At 67.1% G+C, this 18309-nt stretch carries 18 protein-coding genes; 15 read left to right on the forward strand and 3 right to left on the reverse strand.

Translation table 11 applies throughout. The features are described from left to right. Positions 1–60: 60 nt before the first annotated feature. The 5 genes from OJB03_RS04420 to OJB03_RS04440 all read left to right on the forward strand — a co-directional run bounded on the left by OJB03_RS04420 (position 61) and on the right by OJB03_RS04440 (position 4941). Positions 61–702, forward strand: a complete 642-nt coding sequence (locus OJB03_RS04420; RefSeq protein WP_263785569.1) for a hypothetical protein — start codon at positions 61–63, stop codon at positions 700–702. Then, complete coding sequence (locus tag OJB03_RS04425) at positions 702–1304, forward strand: hypothetical protein (RefSeq protein ID WP_263785570.1); 603 nt, start codon at positions 702–704, stop codon at positions 1302–1304. The genes OJB03_RS04420 and OJB03_RS04425 overlap by 1 nt, the downstream gene beginning before the upstream one ends. An 84-nt stretch (positions 1305–1388) precedes the next feature. After that, positions 1389–3242: a BatD family protein gene (locus OJB03_RS04430; RefSeq protein WP_263785571.1), complete on the forward strand. Its 1854-nt coding sequence runs from the start codon at positions 1389–1391 to the stop codon at positions 3240–3242. A 35-nt stretch (positions 3243–3277) separates the two neighbouring features. Then, positions 3278–4027, forward strand: a complete 750-nt coding sequence (locus OJB03_RS04435; protein WP_263785572.1) for an SH3 domain-containing protein — start codon at positions 3278–3280, stop codon at positions 4025–4027. 128 nt (positions 4028–4155) lie between these two features. Then, a complete protein-coding gene (locus OJB03_RS04440; RefSeq protein WP_263785574.1) occupies positions 4156–4941 on the forward strand; it encodes a hypothetical protein in 786 nt (261 codons plus the stop codon). Between the two features lie 173 nt (positions 4942–5114). Here the strand turns inward: OJB03_RS04440 and OJB03_RS04445 are convergent, their stop codons facing one another. Then, positions 5115–6020 (reverse strand): LysR family transcriptional regulator, encoded by a 906-nt coding sequence (locus OJB03_RS04445; protein ID WP_263785576.1) that lies wholly within the window; start codon positions 6018–6020, stop codon positions 5115–5117. Between the two features lie 240 nt (positions 6021–6260). Here OJB03_RS04445 and OJB03_RS04450 point away from each other — a divergent pair, with 240 nt between their 5' ends. From OJB03_RS04450 to OJB03_RS04460, 3 genes are all read left to right on the forward strand, one after another. Further along, positions 6261–6857 carry a MarC family protein gene (locus tag OJB03_RS04450; RefSeq protein WP_263785578.1) on the forward strand — a complete coding sequence of 199 codons (597 nt, stop codon included), beginning with the start codon at positions 6261–6263 and terminating at the stop codon, positions 6855–6857. 63 nt (positions 6858–6920) lie between these two features. After that, positions 6921–8123, forward strand: a complete 1203-nt coding sequence (locus OJB03_RS04455) for an MFS transporter (protein ID WP_263785579.1) — start codon at positions 6921–6923, stop codon at positions 8121–8123. 31 nt (positions 8124–8154) lie between these two features. Then, the gene (locus OJB03_RS04460; RefSeq protein WP_263785580.1) at positions 8155–8805 is read left to right on the forward strand and encodes a trimeric intracellular cation channel family protein; all 651 of its coding nucleotides are present in this window, start codon (positions 8155–8157) and stop codon (positions 8803–8805) included. Between the two features lie 35 nt (positions 8806–8840). Here OJB03_RS04460 and OJB03_RS04465 read toward each other — a convergent pair whose 3' ends face one another. Both OJB03_RS04465 and OJB03_RS04470 read right to left on the reverse strand, forming a co-directional pair. Beyond that, complete coding sequence (locus OJB03_RS04465) at positions 8841–10421, reverse strand: ABC transporter permease (RefSeq protein WP_263785581.1); 1581 nt, start codon at positions 10419–10421, stop codon at positions 8841–8843. Beyond that, positions 10418–11299, reverse strand: a complete 882-nt coding sequence (locus OJB03_RS04470; RefSeq protein ID WP_263785582.1) for an ABC transporter ATP-binding protein — start codon at positions 11297–11299, stop codon at positions 10418–10420. The genes OJB03_RS04465 and OJB03_RS04470 overlap by 4 nt, the downstream gene beginning before the upstream one ends. A gap of 297 nt (positions 11300–11596) precedes the next feature. Between OJB03_RS04470 and OJB03_RS04475 the strand changes: the two genes are divergently transcribed. The 7 genes from OJB03_RS04475 to OJB03_RS04505 all read left to right on the forward strand — a co-directional run bounded on the left by OJB03_RS04475 (position 11597) and on the right by OJB03_RS04505 (position 18042). Then, the gene (locus OJB03_RS04475; RefSeq protein ID WP_263785583.1) at positions 11597–12304 is read left to right on the forward strand and encodes a thymidine kinase; all 708 of its coding nucleotides are present in this window, start codon (positions 11597–11599) and stop codon (positions 12302–12304) included. An 80-nt stretch (positions 12305–12384) separates the two neighbouring features. After that, positions 12385–12594 (forward strand): hypothetical protein, encoded by a 210-nt coding sequence (locus tag OJB03_RS04480; protein ID WP_263785584.1) that lies wholly within the window; start codon positions 12385–12387, stop codon positions 12592–12594. A gap of 51 nt (positions 12595–12645) precedes the next feature. Beyond that, positions 12646–13122, forward strand: coding sequence for an RDD family protein (locus OJB03_RS04485; RefSeq protein ID WP_263785586.1), 477 nt, complete (start codon positions 12646–12648; stop codon positions 13120–13122). Between the two features lie 170 nt (positions 13123–13292). After that, positions 13293–15458, forward strand: coding sequence for a DNA polymerase III subunit gamma/tau (gene dnaX, locus OJB03_RS04490; protein ID WP_263785587.1), 2166 nt, complete (start codon positions 13293–13295; stop codon positions 15456–15458). Positions 15459–15624: 166 nt separating this feature from the next. Further along, the gene (locus OJB03_RS04495; protein ID WP_263785589.1) at positions 15625–15969 is read left to right on the forward strand and encodes a YbaB/EbfC family nucleoid-associated protein; all 345 of its coding nucleotides are present in this window, start codon (positions 15625–15627) and stop codon (positions 15967–15969) included. A 95-nt stretch (positions 15970–16064) separates the two neighbouring features. After that, positions 16065–16778, forward strand: a complete 714-nt coding sequence (locus OJB03_RS04500; RefSeq protein WP_263785590.1) for a recombination mediator RecR — start codon at positions 16065–16067, stop codon at positions 16776–16778. Between the two features lie 61 nt (positions 16779–16839). Next, the gene (locus tag OJB03_RS04505; RefSeq protein WP_263785591.1) at positions 16840–18042 is read left to right on the forward strand and encodes a saccharopine dehydrogenase family protein; all 1203 of its coding nucleotides are present in this window, start codon (positions 16840–16842) and stop codon (positions 18040–18042) included. The last annotated feature ends 267 nt before the right edge of the window (positions 18043–18309 follow it).

An 18309-nucleotide genomic window follows, 5' to 3' on the forward strand; every position in this document is an offset into this window, starting at 1 on the left:
TCGACAGACGAGACCACACGTACAGCACCACCATTGCACTTGCAATGAGACCCTAAACGCATGTTCGCCCGAGCGGCACTTATTTTGCTCCTCTTCGGTCTCCTCGGCGACAGCGGAGCGGGGCAGGGCCGAGACGGCAACGTCCTCTTCGAACAGGGACGGCACGTCGCCGCGGCGGAGACCTACCGGGCGGGCCTGGACGCCCTCGACGACACGACCGGCTCCGTGTACATGGGCCTCCAGAACAACCTGGGACTGGCCCTTCACCGCCAGGAGCGCTTCGGGGCCGCCCGAACCGCGCTCCGGAAGGCCCGTCGCGCCGCCACGACCGACGAGGAGCGTGTCCGGGTGCTCTTCAACGCCGCCACCGTCGCGGCCGAGATGAAGGATCGAACCGAGGCCCTGACTCACTACCGGACGGTGCTCCTCCTCGACCCCACGCACGAGGCCGCCCGGTTCAACTACGAGTACCTGAAGCGGCAGGCAGGCGAGGACTCCGGGGGCGAACCGCCTACCATCGAGCCCTCATCCTTCGCGCAAACGCTGAAGGAAAGGGCGGACGCCCTGGTGGCGCAGACCCAGTACACCACCGCCGCGGCCCTGCTGCGGGACGGGATGCAGAAAGACTCGACGGTTCGCGCGTACCGCGACTTTGTCACCCGCATCGAAGAAATTGCGCAAATAGCCCGCTCGGACTCGTAATGCTCATGCGTCTGTACGTGATTGGAGCCGTTTTGGGTCTACTGGTCGGGCTCGCGGGCACGCCGGCCCTGGGCCAATCCTCTGCCGACGCCCTGTTCCACGCCGCCGCGCAACGGTATGTGGCCGGCAATACAGAGGCCGCCCGGCGGGCGGTGGAAAAGGGGCTGGAAATGGCTCCGTCGGACCCCCGCTTGCGGGCCCTTCGGAAAAAACTGCAGCAGCAAGAGAAGCGGCGCGGGGGAGGACGACAGTCCCAGCAAGGCCAGCAGTCTCAGAGCCAGCGCGACCCTTCGAGGGGAAACGAGGGGGCGCAGGAGCAGTCCGACGCGGCGGAGCAGGCGTCTCGGTCCCAATCCGACGACCCGTCCCGTTCGGAGTCGTCCCGACCGGAGGGGGCGGACCCATCGTCGGCGGAATCGCCCGGGGAGAAGGCCCAGGGGCAACAGGGAGGCCGCCAAGCCGGCGCCCGCCGGTCGGCCCGTTCCCTGAGTCAGGCACAGGCGGCCCGCCTCCTCCAGGCCCTCGAAAACCAGGAGCAGAGGCTGTTGCGTGAGGTGCAGGGCGAGTCGGGGGAGCCCAACCGGGTCGAGAAAGACTGGTAACGACGCAGACGATGTGGCCCACTGCCGGACGGGAGGCTGGCACCCGGGGCCGGAACAGTTTTCTCCATCAGTGGCGCACTGCCCATGTGGACCGCACAGTCCATGCCTATCCGAATCGCGGTCTTCGTGTTCGTGTTGGGGGCGGCGTGTGCCGGGATAAGCCGGGCCCAGTCCAGCGGTTCGGTGCGGGTCACGGCTGAGGCTGACCCTACGGACGTGAGGGTCGGCGAAACGGTCCAGTTGACGGTGCGGGTCGATGGGGTTCCCGCTACCGTCGTGCGGACGCCGGATCCCCCCGCGACGACCAACCTTGCCCCCCGGCAGCGCACGCCCCGGACGAAACAGATCCGGGCATCGAGGGGCGGGCGGCTCCGTCAGGGGGTCGTCTTCTCGTGGCGGTTGCGCCCGCGGCAGCAGGGGGCCGCACTCATTCAGCCTCTCACCGTGGTGGTGCAGGGGAAAGAGTACACGACGGCCCCCATTCGCGTCCGAGTGTCCCCACGGACAGGAGAGCCCGATGCCCCAACGCTGACGCGCCCCGACGGCACGTCCCGGAATGAATCCCTGAACGCCCGGGATCTCTTCATCCGTGCATGGGCAACCAATGACTCGGCGTACCAGAATGAGCAGGTGGTTGTCGAGTACAGCCTGTTCTATCGCCCGGGCATCCGGCTCCGGCACAGCCGCCTGGCCGGCTCGTGGGACGCGCCGGGCTTCTGGCGCGAGGAGCTCAACGTGGCCGCCCGCCCCACCCCTCAGCGGCGGCGGGCCCACGGACAGGCGTACGAGACCGTGGTCCTAAAGCGGGTGGCCCTGTTTCCCACGCGCCCGGGCACCCTGCAGGTCGATCCCCTCCGCATCGAGACGGAAGCGCAGGGAACGATGCGCATGCGCGAGGGCGGCCCGTCCCTGCGAGGGCGCTTTGAGCCTGTGCAGCTTGCCTCCGAGGGGCTCTCGCTGGATGTGCGATCCCTTCCGTCGGGGGCGCCACCCGCCTTCGACGGGGCCGTGGGGCAGTTTTCGATGACGGCCAGGACCGACGCGGACAGCACATCGGTGGGGGAGCCGGTGACCCTGATGGTAGAGGTGGAAGGCGCAGGAAATCTGGCGACGCTCTCTCCACCGTCCGTGGAGCCGCCCCCGGACATGGAGGTCTACGATCCATCTGTCGAGACGGACATCGAGCGCAACGAGTCCCGAATCCGCGGTACCAAGACGTTTGCCTACACGCTCGTGCCTCAGTCCGCGGGGCGCTACGACCTTCCAGCCGTCACGCTCTCCTACTTCGATCCGGACGCGGGACAGTACGAGACGCGCCAGGCCACGCCCTCAGCGCTACAGGTGTCGGGGGAGGCAGCCCCGCGAGCGGTGGGCCGGACGGGAGACGGCCTGCCGGTGGGCGACGTGGCGGAGCCGATGGCGGCGAGCGAGGCACAGTGGGCACGAACAGACCGGCGCCCTCTCTACCGCAGTCCCTGGGCGTACCTTGCCCTCTTGGTGCCAGCCCTGGTCGTCGGCGCCGGCGTCGCCTACCGGCGCTGGAGGTCCGAGGCTGCGCCGTCGTCGGACGAAACGGCTGCCCTCGATGAAGAAACGAACCGCCTCCAGGTGGCGCGTCGCCGCCTGCAAGCGGGGCCCGACGCGGCGTTCTATGATGCCGTGACGCGTGCGCTCCGGGCCTTCCTCGCGGAACGGCTGGGGCGGGACGGTCCCAACGACGTAACCCGGACGATACTGGATCGCCACCTGCCCCGACACGACGTTCCGCCGGACCTTCAGGACGCCCTCTACGATGTGCTCGACCGCTGTGACGAGGCCCAGTACGCGCCCCGTGCCGGCTCCGCAGCGCCCGAAGACGTGCTGGCCAACGCCCACGCCGTGCTCCGGCGACTCGACACCACACTACCACGGTCGGAGTCCACGGCCTCTCGCTCGTAGCCCCACCGTCGTCCCTGGCTAAGACCGCCCCTCCCATGCGCCTTCTCGCGGTTGTTCTCGGCGGACTTGGATTGATCATCGTCTCCCCGGTCTGCGCGCAGCCGTCGTCTGTCTCCCAACAATTTGAGGCCGCCAACGAGGCCTACGCCCAGGGCCAGTACGAGGACGCCGTAGGGGAATACCGGGCCGTTCTCGACGCCGGTCACGAGAGCGCAGCGCTCTACCACAACTTGGGCAACGCCTTCGTGCGCCTCGACCGCACGGGGCCGGCCGTCTGGGCCTACGAACGAGGACGTCGCCTCCAGCCTAGGAACCCGCGCCTGCAGCATAACCTGGAATACGTCCGTCGGCGTGCCGAGCTTCCGCGGCGTGGGGGGACGTCCAGTGGCCTCGCGGCCCTCGTGGTGGGATGGTCGCCCCTGCTGCTGTTCAGCATTGGGGTGCTGGCCCTGTGTGCCGGAGGGCTCGGGGCCGTGGTGCGGTGGGGCACGAGCCGGGCGGGCGCATGGCGGGGCCCAGCCATAAGGGGGCTGATCGGGGGGGGAGTGCTGCTCGCCGCCATTGCGCTAGGCACTTCGTACGTGCAGGCTCAAGAGCGTCGGGCCGTCGTGGTGGATGAGGGGGCGGCGCTCCGCTCCGCTCCCGCCGACACGGCGGCCTCCGATTCGACCCTTCGTTCGGGGACGCTCGTGAAGCCCGAGGCCGAGCGAAATGGGTGGACCCGCGTACGGCTTGGGGAGCGAACCGAGGGCTGGATTGCGCCCGGTACGCTGGCGGAAATATAACACAAAGCGGGATCTGAAGCGGGGCCGACCCGTTCGTTTGGTAGATATAATTCGCACATGTGTCGGGCCCATCTTTTGGGCTTCGGACCGGGTCCGGCCGGCACTCCCCTGACCAGCGTTCTCACGCCATGCCGACGGGCCACTTTGCCATTGGCGACCTTTCTTTCTCGTTCGAGGGCTCCCTCGAGGAACTGGCGCACTGCCAGGAGATTGTCCGCGAAATCGAGCGCGCGGAGCATCGGCTTCGTCGGGCGTCGGGGGCGGAAGAGGTGGTCGTGATCTATGATCAGGACCTCGAAGGCGAGCGCGGCACGTTCGACAAGATGCGGCTCCGCGCGTACGACGACGAGCACAACTACACGCTCGACCTGGGGGTGACGGACACCAATCCGCTCGGCATTTACGTCGGGTACGATCAGAACATCGAGGTTTACAACCGGGACACCGGAGAGACGTGGCAGATTACCCCGGAGGGCGACCCGGTCAAATCGGATGAGGACGGGTCCGGGGCGGACCCGCGAGAGGAGCCGACCGCCCGAGATGCGGACACGTCGCGGCGGCCCTCTTCTTCCTCTACACGATCCACGGAGCCGGCATCGTCCGAGGGGCCGTCCCAGGCTGAAATTGACCGGGCCGCGGAGGTGCTTGTCAACCGCGTGCGACAACAGCCGCCCGAACAACGGGTGGGCGATACCACCATTCCGGATGGGCCGCTCGGGGAGAAGCTCATCGGGTTCGCCACGTACTGTGGGCGCGGCGAGGGGTACCTAAACCGCGTGCTCGACGTGAAGAGCGTCTCCGCGGTCGATGCGTTGACCGTGGGGCAGGTGCCGGACGTGCTCGCCATGATCAAGGACGAAGAGACGCTTCGCCAGAACGAGAGCTTCGAGCCGGATAATGACCTTCCCTTCTAAAAAGGAACGGTCAGGTGTCGTCCTGGGTCAGTCGTGGCCTTGACAGTGTGACCGGCGGGTCCTCGCCGTTTTCTCCTGCAGGCGGGGCCTGGCTGCTTCCCGCTGGGCCCTTCCACACGAAGACGCGTCTCGCACCGAGGCAGCCCCGACTGGGATCCACGAGCCAACCTCAGTTAGATTGGGCTCTGCTGGGTGAACGCGTCTTGCTCCTCCGTCACGGTCTCGAGAAACCGGTCGAGGAGCGGCGAGTCGTTGTCGGGGCGGTGGACGAGACCCAGGGTGAGGGGCACGGTCGGCTCCACGATCTTCGCGTACCGCACCCCGGGGCGCTGAATTTGTACGTTCGAGGCATGGGCGATGGACACCCCCAGCCCGGCCTCTACGAGCCCCAAAAAGCTCTCTCCCCGCTCAATCTCTTGAAGAATCTGCGGGGTGAACCCGGCCTCGTGGCAGGCGCGCACGTAGGCGTCATGAATGCGGGGCGCCCCGCTCCGTGCCCAGATCACGTGCGGCTCGCCCTCAAGTTCACGGAGGGGCACGGACGCCCGCTCGGCGAGGCGATGGCCTGCTGGCACCACCACCACCATCGGGGCCGTGAAGAGGGGCTGCACCCGCAGGCCACGCTCGTTAATCGGTAGAAACAGGAACCCGGCGTCCGTCTCCTCGCCCCGGAGGGCGTTCACCTGTTCGCGGGTCGTCTGCTCCACCAGGTCGAGCTCCCCGTGGGGGCGTTCGGACCGAAAGGTCTTGATAATGGCGGGGAGCCCGCTCCGCATTGCGGTCGCCTCGTAGGTGATGGTGAGCAGGCCCGCCAGTCCGTCCCGCGCCGCGCGTGCCACGGACTCTGCACGCCGCGCCTCGCGGAGCACCCGCTTCGCGTAGGGGAGGAAGGTGCGGCCTGCTTCGGTCAACTCCACGCCCCCGGAGGCCCGGTCGAAGAGGGCGACCCCGATCTCCTCCTCAAACGCCTTGATCTGCTGGCTCAGGGTGGACTGGGCGACGAAGACGGCGTCGGCGGCGCGGCCGAAGTGTAGTTCGTCGGCGAGGGCTGTGAAGTATCGCAGGTGACGAAGTTCCATTACGCAGGATCCCGGGGGAGCCGAGGGGAAAGTACGGGAGAGAGCTGGTCAAAAGGGCTCATACGAACGATCGATAGCGTCGATCGGTCCGAGCGAAAAACTCCATGAAACGGCATCAAGGAGGCGCTCCTATCACCTCATGGAGAAAAAAGAGACGGACCACTGCGCGTTACATTGCCGTAATCCGCTCTTTTCCACGTCTTCGCCGTTCTCCAAAACCCAATCGACCACCACGAATAGATGACGGTATTTTCGGCCGCCCTCTTGCTCTTTCTGGTCATGGATCCGTTCGGAAATGTCCCGGTGTTCCTCTCGGTCTTGCGTCCAGTGAAGCAGGGACGTCGACGGTGGGTCATCGCCCGAGAGTTGTTGATTGCACTGGGGTTCCTAGTGGTTTTTCTGTTCGGCGGCCAGTATTTACTCGCGGCCATTGGCATCTCGGAGTCGTCCGTGACGGTGGCGGGGGGCATCATCCTCTTTCTGATTGCGCTCCGCATGGTGTTTCCGTCGCCCGGCGGCGTGTTTGCGGAGGATGCGGAGCAGGCAAGTGACGCCCCGATCCTCGTGCCGCTCGCCGTCCCGCTCGTGGCGGGTCCGTCGGCTCTGGCGTCGGTGCTATTCATCATGAGCAAGGACCCGACACGTTGGCTGGAGTGGCTGGCCGCGCTCGTCGGGGCGTGGGCGGCCACCGGTGCTGTTCTGCTTCTGGCCCCCAATCTGTCGCGTCTCCTCGGCAACCGTGGGCTGGTGGCGACGGAGCGGCTCATGGGAATGGTGCTCACCGCGATTGCATCGAAAATGGTACTGGGCGGCGTCGCGGAGTTCTTTGGGATCTAGCCTCTGCTGTCCCACGCTCGTCTCCGCCCTCGTTCTGTTCTCCTCACTACTCCCCCTACGCCTGTGACACTGTGGTCACGTCAAGGAGCCGTCCTTGGGACGTGCACCCTGGCCTTCTTTGCGACGATGGTCGCGCGACTCGTCATCAGTCCGGTCGTTCCCTCCATCAGCGACGCATTTTCGGTGCCCAACGGCGCGATTGGGCTTGCCCTGACGGGGATGTGGCTGGGGTACGCCCTGTCGCAGTTTCCGAGTGGCCTGCTGGCCGACCGCTACGGGGAGCGGCGCATCATCCTCGTGGCGGTGGGTGGCACGGCAGTTGCGAGTACGCTTCTGGCCTTCGCCTCGTCCTACGCAATGTTTCTGCTGGGGACGGCCGTGCTGGGGACCGTGGCGGGGCTGCACTACAGCGTGGCCACGTCGCTCCTGACGCGCACCACCGATCAGATCGGGACGGCTATCGGCATTCACACGGCCGGGGCGCCCGTGGCGGGGGTGTTGGCGCCGGTGGCCGCCGGGGCCGTCGGTGCGTGGATGGGGTGGCGGTGGGCCGTCGCCCTGGGGACCGTGTTTGCCATTCCCGTCGTGGCCCTCGTGGTCTATGTGGTGCGGGCACGGCCACCGGTGCGTCCGGACCAGTCGGTGTGGAGCCGGTTCAAGATCGGCCCCCTCACTGAGCTTCTACGCCGTCCGCCAATTGGCCGCACGGTCATCCTCTCGGCCGTAGGCATGTTTGTGTGGCAGGCCACGGCGTCGTTCCTGCCCACATTCTTCGTGGCGTACCACGGCTACACGGAAGCAACCGCCGGGGCGCTCTTCTCGGCGTACTTTCTGGTCCAGGGCGCGACCCAGCCCGGCCTCGGGGCGTTGTCGGACCGCATCGGGCGGGACCCGGCCGCCAGTCTTGCCATCGGGGTGGGCATCGTGGGGTATGGACTCCTGGTCGTGGGGACGGGCCTGAGCATGGCCATCGTATCGGTGGTGTGTGCGGGGCTCTCGATGGGATGGGGGGCTGCCCTCATGCCCAAGTTCATGGATCACCTGGACGAGCACGAGCGCAGTGCTGGGTTTGGGCTCGTCCGAACCGTCTACATGGTGCTGGGGGCGAGCGGGAGCGTCGTGACGGGGTTCGTAGCCGACGTCTTTGGGTGGGGCGTCGCGTTTCTGGTCCTCGTGCTGATGCTGGTGGGGATGATGGGAGCGCTGGTCCGGTCCACATGGCGGAACCGGACGGCACGACGGGCTCAGGCCCACGCTACATCCTAGGATTTCTCAACGCGTCCCGCGTCCTCTTTCTATGGAGTCGCTGCGTCCGATTCCCGTTTCGCCCGGCACCATTCTGTATGTTCTGGATCTGTTTGGCACGGCGGTCTTCGCGGTGTCCGGGGCGCTGGCGGCCGGCCAGCGGCGCATGGATCTCTTCGGGGCCTTGGTGATTGCGGCGGTGACGGCCGTCGGGGGCGGCACGATTCGCGACTTGATTCTGGACCGACACCCGGTCTTCTGGATCCAGGACCTGCGGTACCTCGCGGTGATCGCCGGGGCGGGAGGGCTCACCTTCGCCTACACGTCCGTCTTCCGGCCCCCCCGGCAGTCGTTGGAGGTGGCCGACGCGTTCGGGCTGGCGGTGTTCTCGGTCGTTGGGGCCCGTGTTGCGCTCGGCGTGGGGGCGCCGCCGGTCGTGGTCGTGATCATGAGTGCCGTCACGGCCACGGTGGGCGGGATGGTGCGGGACGTGCTCTGCGACGAAACGCCCCTCATTCTGCGAGAAGAGATCTACGCGACGGCGGCCCTGTCCGGGGGCGTGCTCTATCTGGGCCTCCGGGCCGCGGCGCTTCCGGAGGCGGCGGTGGCGGGCCTCACGATCGTCACGGTGTCGGCCGTGCGCCTGGCCGCGCTCCGGTGGGAAGTGCACCTTCCCTCGTTTCGTGTGGAGGAGGCGGGGTAGGCCGGCATGAAGTCCCCCCGTGGCGGGGGGGCAGGTCAGTGTTTCTGGTAGCGGTTCGTCACTGCTCCCGCCAGCAGTCCTGCCGTAAGGAGGCCGTAGCCGAGAAGCGTTGCCGCTGAGGCCTGGGCTACGCCCCCGAAGTCGAGTACCGCCTGCTGGTTGGCCAACCCCACGTACCAGAGCACGAGGTAGACGACCTCAAAGAGACGAGGGGTTCCGGACAGGCGTCCGGCGGCCAGGCCGAGCGCCGGCACGAAGAGGACGCCCACGAGCGCCGCCCACTGCCCGCCCAGCAGGACGGGGCCGATCACCAGGGCGACGGCGGTTGCGGCCCCCACCGCCCATGCCGCGACGCGCTGGGCCCGCGGATAGACCGAGGTGGCCACCAGCGGCGCCACGCGACAGACCGTCTCGCGCACCCCGAGGTCCGACCATAGTGGCATGGGCCAGAGCCATGCGACCACGAGCAGGCCGGTGCTGGTGGGCCACCACAGCCCGGCGCCGACGAGGCCCAGCGCTCCTAGTTTCCAGGTCCACGACCGCCGCCGAAGGGCCCGTCGGCCCTCGGCGAGGAAAAGGCGGAGGGGCCGCAGTGAGCGGGCGGCCGAGAAGCGCCCGAGAGACGCGGAGCGAGGAGACGAGTCTGCGGTCGAGGGGGCCGGGGAAGCTGTCGGAGTGGAGGAGGGAGCCGTCCCCGTTGCGTTGGACGCATCCTCGTTTGGGTCGGGCAGGCCGGTGCCCATCTGTGCCCACCAGGCCGGGCTCGGGTCGAAGCGGCTGAACGGGAGGGCCGCTCCCGCAACGAGCACCGCGCTGCCCAGAATGAGCCCGGCGCGGTGGGCAACGAGGCGGGCGGTGGGGGCCACGCCGTCCCAGCGGAACGTTTTCAGCTGCTCGGCGGCATCCCGGTAGTACCCGAAGCTAAACATCGTCCCGATGTCGGCCTCCGGGTACTGCTCGAGCAGGGCCTGGGCCATGCTGTTATGGATTGTGCCCATGCCCAGCAGGTCTACTGGGGGGGAGCCAGAGAGGGGGGCAGTGACCGCCGCCATGGCGCCCATGAAGTAGAGAATGCCGCCGACGGTGCCCCGGAGGCCCGGCAGGCACTCAAACGCGAGGGCGAGAGCCGTTACGGCCGTCGCTGTAGGCACGACGAACAGGAAGAAGGGCGTCAGGAGCGGCCCGGGTGCCGGAAGGCCGTTGCCCCGTAGTACGAACAGAACCGCCAGGCTCAGGGCCATGCTGCCGGCCAAGAGCAGCAAAAACAACGTCCCGCTCGCCCACTTGCCGAGCAGAAACGTGACCGAGCGGACCGGGGCAGACGCCACGAGGGGCGCTGTACGAGCCTGTCGGTCGCGGGCGAGTGCACCTCGAACCAGGTAGAACCCGAAGAAGGTGAGCAGAAAGGCCGCGGTGAGGGCCAGCATCGTGCCCATCCAGGCGGCGTTCTCGACCCCGCGGTGCGAGCGGTCCGCGAGGGTGAGCTCGATCTGGCCGGTTAGGACCAAGTGGCCAATATAGATACAGGCCGCCACCATCATCAGAAGGCGGCGGTCCCGGAGGCGTGCCCGCAGGTCGGCCGCGGCGGTGTAGAGCCAGGCGCGTAGGATTGTCATCGGGGGGAGCCGGAGGCGTCGCTCAGAAGCGAGAGGTATGCGTCTTCCAGGGTGGGGGTGGCGGGCGATGCGTCCGCAGCGGGCTGGTGGTCCGCCACCGCGTGAACGCGGACGCCGTCCGGCTGGTGAGCCGCCTTCGTCACCGGATATTGATCCCGCACCGCTCCCAGTTCGCTCCGAGGCACGGCCCACTCCCAGACGTGATCGCGCACCCGGTCGATGAGGGCCTCCGGCGAAGAGGTAGCGGTCAGCCGCCCGTCGTTCATGATGGCGAGGCGCGTGGCCGTGGCCTCTACGTCCGACACGATGTGTGTGGACAGGAGCACGACCCGATCCTCGGCCAGGTCGGTGAGTAGGGTCCGGAAGCGCACGCGCTCCTCCGGGTCGAGGCCCACCGTCGGCTCGTCGGCCACCAGCAGGTCGGGGTCGTTCAGAAGAGCACAGGCGATGCCCACGCGCTGGGTCATCCCCCCTGAGAAGTCGCCGAGGGCCCGGTCGCGAGCGTCCTTCAGGCCCACGACTTCCACGAGCGTGTCGATCCGGGCCCGCGCCGCATCGCCCGGCAGTCCTTTGAGCGCCGCCATGTAATTCAAAAATTCCGTGGCGGTCAGTTCGGGGTATACCCCAAAATCCTGGGGGAGGTAGCCCAGGACGCGTCGCATCGCCGTGGGGTGTTTCGCGATGTCGGTCCCGTTCCAGTAAAGGGCCCCCGCCGTGGGCGTCGTGATGGTCGCGATAAGCTGCATAAGGGTCGACTTGCCCGCCCCGTTTGGACCAAGCAGCCCGATGAGACCCTCCGATACGGTCAGGGATACGTCCCGCACAGCCTGGGTGCCGTCGGCATAGGTTTTCGACACGTCGTCAATCTGGAGCTCCATCCGAAGGAGAGAGTAAGGCCCGAAAAAGACAAGTGGCGTAGCATCCGAAGTCCCCCACGGCTCTCTATATGATGAACCCCCGCGTGGGTTGGCTGGCACGCGACGAGCAGGAGGGCTCGTGCGATGGATGGAAGGTGCGGGCCCCCAAACTCCTGCCGGCCCCCTTCTTTTTCAGTCGCCGCGCGTGTCGGTCAGCGGCCTTCCCCGCTTCCATACAGAATCGGTCTGGACTTCCTCCTCGGAGTGCAGTTATTTTGGAGAGCCTAAGTACACCCTCGCACTGTGCAGGCCCCATTCATGTCCGCCCTGGAGCCCCACATTGTTGACCGCGACCGCACCACCGGCTGGATGGAGGTCATCTGCGGGTCGATGTTCAGCGGCAAGACCGAAGAGCTGATTCGTCGGCTACGCCGGGCCCGCATCGCGCGCCAGCACACCCGCGTCTTCAAACCGGCCCTCGACGAGCGCTACAGTGAGGACGAGGTGGTGTCGCACAACGAGAACTCCGTGACCACTACGCCAGTGGAGGGCCCGTCGCAGATCCGAGAGCTGGTTCAGGAGGCGGACGTCGTGGGCGTCGACGAGGCGCAATTCTTCGACGACGCCCTCGTGCCGACGTGTCAGTCGCTAGCCGAAGAAGGGCACCGCGTGATTGTGGTGGGGCTTGACACGGACTACCGCGCGGAGCCGTTCGACCCGATGCCCCAGCTTATGGCGGTGGCCGAGCATGTAACCAAGCTACACGCCGTCTGCGTGGTCTGTGGGGCGCCCGCCAACCACTCCCAGCGCATTGTGCCGGGTGAAGACCGGGTGCTGGTCGGCGCCACGGAGGCCTACGAGCCGCGGTGCCGGGCGTGCTTTGAGCCGGAGCCCGTCACGGTGACGCACCCCCGCCCCCACACGGAGGCGCTGCGGGAGGTGTCCACCGACGACGCGGAGGCGTTGACGAGCGAGGCGAGCCCGGAGGCAGTGGACGCGGCCTCGTCCGACGGAACGGCGGCCTGAGGAGCAGTGCCAACAACCGCCTGAGAGGCACGTATGAGTGCACCCTCAGTGTAATGCGGACGAACTCTGGCTTCGGTCCCATGCCCAACGCTCGCCCCCAGACGGTCCCGACCAATCCTCGTCGCCGCCGCACGCCGCAGCGCACCCCCCAACGGACCCCACAGCGCTCGCCCCAGCGGCAGCCCAAACAGCCGCCCAAGGTGCCGAGCCCGACGCGCCGAGAGCCGTCGACCCCGGACCCGCAGCGCCGGGAACCGAACTCCCCGGATCCGTCGTCGAACGTGGCCTAGCCGCCGCGGGCCGTGACCGGACCCGTTCCCTCTTTCTAGACACGCCTCCTCATGAACGGGTCCCCCGCAGACGCCTCTTCGCCTTCGCAACACGAACGGTTTGTTGCGGCCCTCCTCGACGGCATCATCGCGACGGGGCTGACTGCCCTGTTCGGGGGAGCCCCCTTGCTGGGCGGGCTCATGGGCGGACTCTATCTGGTCGCGCGGGATGGGTTCGAGGTTGGACCGCTGCGGTTCCGATCACCGGGAAAGTACGTGATGGGACTGGACCTCGTGCGCCTCGACGGGCGGCCGGTCTCCCTCGAAACGTCGGTCCAGCGCAACTGGATGCTTGGGCTCAGCTCTGTCGCCGGGGCATTCATCGTCATCCCCATCGTTGGTGGGGCCCTGGCGTCGCTCCTTTCGCTCGCGGGGCTCGGGCTCATCCTGCTCGAGGTCTACAACGTCTTTGCCGACCCCGTCGGCCGGCGGTGGGGCGACCGGCTGGGCAACACCAAGGTCGTGGCCGTCGGTGATGGGCTGGTGTGAGACGGGTCTCGCGGCGGTCGAGCAGCCCGTTTGCACGTCGACGTACAATTGACTTCCCCGAGGCAGCGCCGGTATATTAAGCGGGACGTCACCTGACGCCCGCGCTCCCTCTCAGGAAGAGGTCCGGTGCTGCTCCCCACTGTTTTTTCTTCATCCGTCCCCGCGTTCTTATGGACGAACAGCGATATCTGGTTACGGCGCGCAAGTATCGGCCCTCCCTCTTCAAGGAGGTCGTTGCGCAGGAGCACGTCACCGAGACGCTCAAGAACGCGATCCGGATGGAGCGGCTCGCACACGCCTACCTGTTTAGTGGCCCACGGGGGGTGGGAAAGACCACGGCGGCCCGTATTCTGGCAAAGGCCATCAACTGCGAGACCCCGAGAGAGGAACGCGAGGACGGCGCCGAGCCGTGTTGCGAGTGCGACTCGTGTGCATCGTTCGAGGAGGGCCGCAGCCTCAACGTCTTCGAGATGGACGCGGCCTCCAACAACAAGGTCGACGACATCCGCGAGCTGCGCGAGAAGGTCCGAATCCCCCCGCAGGGAGACCAGAAGAAGGTCTACATCCTCGACGAGGTGCACATGCTGTCGAAGCAGGCGTTCAACGCCCTGCTGAAGACGCTGGAGGAGCCGCCCGCCCACGCCCTCTTCATCTTCGCGACCACCGAGCCGCACAAGGTGCTGCCCACCATCCTCTCGCGGTGCCAGCGGTTCGACTTCCGCCGCATTCCGGTGCCGGAGATTGTACAGCGCCTGCGTGAGATCTGCGAGACGGAGGGTGTGGAGTCCGATGAGGAGAGCCTCATGCTGCTGGCCCGCAAGGGCAATGGGGCGCTCCGCGATGCCCTCTCGGCGTTCGACCAGGCCCTCTCGCTCTGTGGGGCCACGCTGGAGTACGGCGAGCTGACCCAGGCCCTCGGCGTGGTGGACCAGGACCTGTTCTTTCGCCTTACCGACCACGTCGCCGCGCAGGACACGGCGGGGATGATCGAGCTTGTGCGCCATGTGGTGCGCAGCGGGTACGACCTGCAAGAGATGCTGGTGGGGCTGGCCGAGCACCTGCGCAACCTACTGGTGGCCCACTCGCTGGGGGGAGAGGCGCTAGAGGAGGTTGCGGAGTCGACCCGCACCCGCTACGCCGACGAGGCCGAGCGTTTCGACGAGGCCGACCTGCTGCGCCTGCTCACCATGGCCGCGGACACGGAAGACGACATCAAGCAGAGCCCGCAGCCGCGCCTCACGCTGGAGACGACACTCCTCAAGATGGCACAGCTCCGCCGCTCGGCCGACCTCCGGGCGGTGCTCGAAAAGATCGACCGCCTGGAGCAGATGGCCGAGGACGGCGAGCTCCCCGAGGCCGTGCCGGGCGACGGGGCGACCGCGCCCGAAACGCCGTCGTCCCCGGCGGCGTCTCCTGAGTCCGCGGAGGCCGACGCGAGTGCGGAGGCCGAACGAGAGCAGTCCCCCGACGCGGCCGCCGAGCCCCTTCCCGACTACGGTCCCGATTCGGGAGACGCGACGGGCGTGTCGGACGACGCTTCCGCAGAGAACGAGACGTCCGGCGGTGCGCCGGCCGAAGATCATGAGGGGGAGGACGAGAGCTCGCGTGCGTCGGGGGAGGACGCCCCAAGCGAGGATGCTACGAGCGAGGATGCTACAAGCGAGGACGCCCCGGACTTCGGTGAGGAGGACCCCGACAACCAGGAGGACCCCGACGACCAGGACCAGCCGCCGTCTCCGGACGCCTCGTCCGGTGAGACGGGCGCGTCGGGGCCAGATCCGTCTGTCGAATACAACGACCTATTTGGCGCCCCGGCGCTGGGGGAAGGAGAGTCGTCGGACGGGGAAACGGCGTCGGGCACCACGGATGCTCAGGCCTCCACATCGGAGTCGATGTCGGGCGGGTCGGACGCCTCGCCCGCCGCGGTGGCGGAGCCGGCCGTGGCGTCCGGGGCCGGCGCCGATGGGGTGGCCACCGAGTGGCCCCAGGTCGTGCAGTCCGTGAAGGAAACCCACATCAGCCTCGGATCCTTGCTGGGCGAGGCCGAGCCCGTCGAGTACGTCGATGGCACGCTCACCGTCGCCGTCCCCCGAGCACTTCACCGCGACACCCTACGTGACCGGCGGCGCGTGCTGCTGCGCCACGTCACCGACACGGTGGCCCACACAGTTGACGACCTGCGGTTCGTCGTCGAGGCCACGAGCGAAGAGGACTCCACCGACACCGACGCGTCGGATGAGCCCCTCAGCCCCCGTGAACAGTTGACCCGGCTCCGCGACACCTACCCGGCGCTCGACGTGCTCTTCGGTGAGTTTGGGGCCGAGCCGGTCTGGTAGCGGCACGGCGCCCCAGCCCTCACCCAAAAAGAGGGTGCGTCCACGATCAGGGATCGGTTGCGATCGATGTCCGTTGCACCCCTTTGTACAGACTTGAGGTCGTTCCCACTTCCGGCGAACGGCCTTCCCTCCCCACGAGTCTTCGAATTGAGATTACCCCTTAGCTATGGCTAACCCAGGAGGAATGAACATGCAGGACATGTTCGGGAAGATGATGGAGATGCAGGAAAAGATGAACGCCGCGCAGGACGAACTCGCGGACAAGACGGTGACCGCAGAGGCCGGCGGTGGCATGGTGAAAGTGACCGCCAACGGCGCGCAGGAAATTACGGGCATCGAGATTGACCGGGAGGCCGTCGACCCGGACGATCTGGAGCTTCTGGAGGACCTCGTCATCGCGGGCGTCAACAAGGCCCTCGAAGACGCGTCCGACATGGCCCAGGAAGAGATGAAGGACTCCATGGGCGGCATGCTGCCGCAGGGCATGGACCTCAGCCAGCTTGGCCTCTAGGCAGGTGCGGATGGCGAGTTGCGGGTGTCGAGTGATCCTGAAAGACCCCGCCATCCATAGTCGAACCTCGACATTCGAAATTCGAGATTGTCGCGATGCAGTACACCTCGGAGTCCGTCGAAACCCTGGTGGAGCAGTTCACGAAGCTGCCCACGATCGGGAAGAAGACGGCACGGCGACTGGCCAACTACGTCCTGAAGATGCCTCAGGAAGAGGTTGAGACCATCGCGAACGCGCTGACGTCCGTGAAGGAGGATGTGCAACGCTGCTCGACCTGCTACGTCGTGGCGGACCAGGACCCGTGTCCCATCTGCGGCTCGGACAAGCGCGACGCCTCAACGATCTGTGTCGTAGAGGAGTCGAGCGACCTGACCGCCATCGAGCAGACGAACGAGTACCGGGGTGTGTACCACGTGCTCGGCGGGGTTATCTCGCCGCTCGACGGCGTCGGCCCCGACGACCTCCGGGTGCACGAACTGGCCACACGCATCGACCCGTCCTTCGAAGACACGGCGGCCAACGCGGCCCCGGACTCCGAAGCCACGTCCGACGACGAAGCGGACGCGGACGAGTCTCCCCCGGAAAACGGGCAGGCGGACGAGTCGGGGTCGTCGGTCGATGAGGTGATTCTCGCCGTCAATCCCAACGTCGAGGGCGACACGACGGCGTACTACATCTCCCAGCTCCTCGAGCCGTTCGACGTCCGTGTCACACGCATTGCGCGTGGGTTGCCCATCGGCGGGGATTTGGAGTACGCCGACGAGGCAACCCTCTCGCGGGCGCTGGAGGGGCGCGGGCACGTCGATTAGTGTTCCTGGGCCTGCCCGACGCGCTCGTACCGTCCGGACCCTGCCAAGCCGACGACTGCACATGACGATTACGGTTCTCGGTGCTGGATCAATCGGAGCCCCCGTCGTCCGCGAGCTCTGCGCCCGAAGCGGCGAGGTGGACCAGGTGCAGGTCTGCGACACCCGGTCGCAGGCGCTGGAGCGCCTCCACGAACAGGTCGACGCCGACCAGTTTCTTCGCTCCTTCCAGGTTGACGTGCGCGACACTGGCGTGCTGTCCCAGATTGTGCAGGGCAGCGACTGCGTCATTAGTTGTGTGCCGGCGGAGTTCAACCCCGAATTGGCGGAGCTATGCCTCGACGCGGGAGTGCACTTCTGTGATCTTGGGGGGGACGACACCCTCGTGGATAAAGAGTTGGCACTCGACGAGCAGGCCCGTGAGAAGGGCGTCTGGATCGTCCCCAACTGCGGACTGGCCCCCGGCCTCGTGAACGTCGTGTGTCTGCACGGCATCGATCAGCTCGACCGGGCCGAGGCGGCCCATCTCCGCGTGGGCGACGTTCCCCTGCACCCGGAGCCCCCCTTCAACTTTCGCATCTCGTGGTCGGCCGAGCGCATCCTCGCGGACTATACAAACCCGGCGCAGTTGATCGAGAACGGGCAGGTCGTGGAGGCGGACGCCCTCTCGCGTGAGGAGGAAATTCAGTTTGAGAAGCCCTTCGGCACGATGGAGGCGTTCTGCACGCAGGGCGGGCTTTCCACCCTCACCGACACGCTGGCCGGGCGCGTAGAGGCCCTCGACCACAAGACGATCCGGTGGCCGGGCCACGCCCATCAGATGCGCTTTGTGCTCGGCCTCGGGCTTGCCGAAGAGCGGAAGATTGGGGTGCGCACGCATCTCACCTACCGCGACCTCTTGGTGCGCCGCATGCGAAAGCGTCTCGGCGGCGACTACGAGGACGCGGTGCTCATGCGGGTGTTGCTGCGGGGCGAGCAGGAAGGACGGCCCACGACGCTCGTCTACGAGATGATGGAGAAGTACGACGCGAAGACGGAGCAGACGGCCGTGATGCGCTGTACGGCCATCCCGACGGTCGTCTCGGCCCTGTTCCTGGCCCGCGAGGAGGCCGTCTCCACCGGCGGGGCCGACGTGCCGGAAAATGTGATCCCGCGCGATCAGTTTCTGCGGAAGGTGGCCGATCGCGGGCTTAACATTCAGAAGGAGCGGCACGACGATTTCCGAGAGGTCACCGCCAAGCGCCCCCTCGACGGCCGGCGGGCCTGACAGGCAGACTGCCCCAAACGGGGCACAGGATTTGCGGCATGTCGTTGCCCAGGACGGGTGATCGGCTCCCGTGCTTGACGAAAAAAACAGCACATCTTACATTCGAAGTGAAGACCGGTCAAGGCGGCACTCGGTCGCACACATCCAGTCCGCTACTCTTGCTCCCAGACGCAACGTCGCGCATCGGTAGGAACCGCTACAAGTCCCTTCAGACACGCACCGGGGCCTTCGCCCGAGTTTGGCCGGAGCACCGGTGCATGCCGTAGC

Origin of the sequence: Salinibacter grassmerensis (assembly GCF_947077765.1) — a bacterium.
GTDB lineage: Bacteria > Bacteroidota > Rhodothermia > Rhodothermales > Salinibacteraceae > Salinibacter > Salinibacter grassmerensis.

Bases quoted from the DNA above. Each gene is read 5' to 3' on its own strand.
- OJB03_RS04435 (WP_263785572.1), top strand. From the start codon at position 3,278: ATGCGCCTTCTCGCGGTTGTTCTCGGCGGACTTGGATTGATCATCGTC.
- OJB03_RS04440 (WP_263785574.1), top strand. From the start codon at position 4,156: ATGCCGACGGGCCACTTTGCCATTGGCGACCTTTCTTTCTCGTTCGAG.
- dnaX (WP_263785587.1), top strand. From the start codon at position 13,293: ATGGACGAACAGCGATATCTGGTTACGGCGCGCAAGTATCGGCCCTCC.
- OJB03_RS04430 (WP_263785571.1), top strand. From the start codon at position 1,389: ATGTGGACCGCACAGTCCATGCCTATCCGAATCGCGGTCTTCGTGTTC.
- OJB03_RS04450 (WP_263785578.1), top strand. From the start codon at position 6,261: ATGACGGTATTTTCGGCCGCCCTCTTGCTCTTTCTGGTCATGGATCCG.
- OJB03_RS04420 (WP_263785569.1), top strand. From the start codon at position 61: ATGTTCGCCCGAGCGGCACTTATTTTGCTCCTCTTCGGTCTCCTCGGC.
- OJB03_RS04505 (WP_263785591.1), top strand. From the start codon at position 16,840: ATGACGATTACGGTTCTCGGTGCTGGATCAATCGGAGCCCCCGTCGTC.
- OJB03_RS04425 (WP_263785570.1), top strand. From the start codon at position 702: ATGCTCATGCGTCTGTACGTGATTGGAGCCGTTTTGGGTCTACTGGTC.
- OJB03_RS04470 (WP_263785582.1), bottom strand. From the start codon at position 11,299: ATGGAGCTCCAGATTGACGACGTGTCGAAAACCTATGCCGACGGCACC.
- OJB03_RS04445 (WP_263785576.1), bottom strand. From the start codon at position 6,020: ATGGAACTTCGTCACCTGCGATACTTCACAGCCCTCGCCGACGAACTA.
- OJB03_RS04475 (WP_263785583.1), top strand. From the start codon at position 11,597: ATGTCCGCCCTGGAGCCCCACATTGTTGACCGCGACCGCACCACCGGC.
- OJB03_RS04460 (WP_263785580.1), top strand. From the start codon at position 8,155: ATGGAGTCGCTGCGTCCGATTCCCGTTTCGCCCGGCACCATTCTGTAT.
- OJB03_RS04480 (WP_263785584.1), top strand. From the start codon at position 12,385: ATGCCCAACGCTCGCCCCCAGACGGTCCCGACCAATCCTCGTCGCCGC.
- OJB03_RS04500 (WP_263785590.1), top strand. From the start codon at position 16,065: ATGCAGTACACCTCGGAGTCCGTCGAAACCCTGGTGGAGCAGTTCACG.
- OJB03_RS04495 (WP_263785589.1), top strand. From the start codon at position 15,625: ATGGCTAACCCAGGAGGAATGAACATGCAGGACATGTTCGGGAAGATG.
- OJB03_RS04485 (WP_263785586.1), top strand. From the start codon at position 12,646: ATGAACGGGTCCCCCGCAGACGCCTCTTCGCCTTCGCAACACGAACGG.
- OJB03_RS04465 (WP_263785581.1), bottom strand. From the start codon at position 10,421: ATGACAATCCTACGCGCCTGGCTCTACACCGCCGCGGCCGACCTGCGG.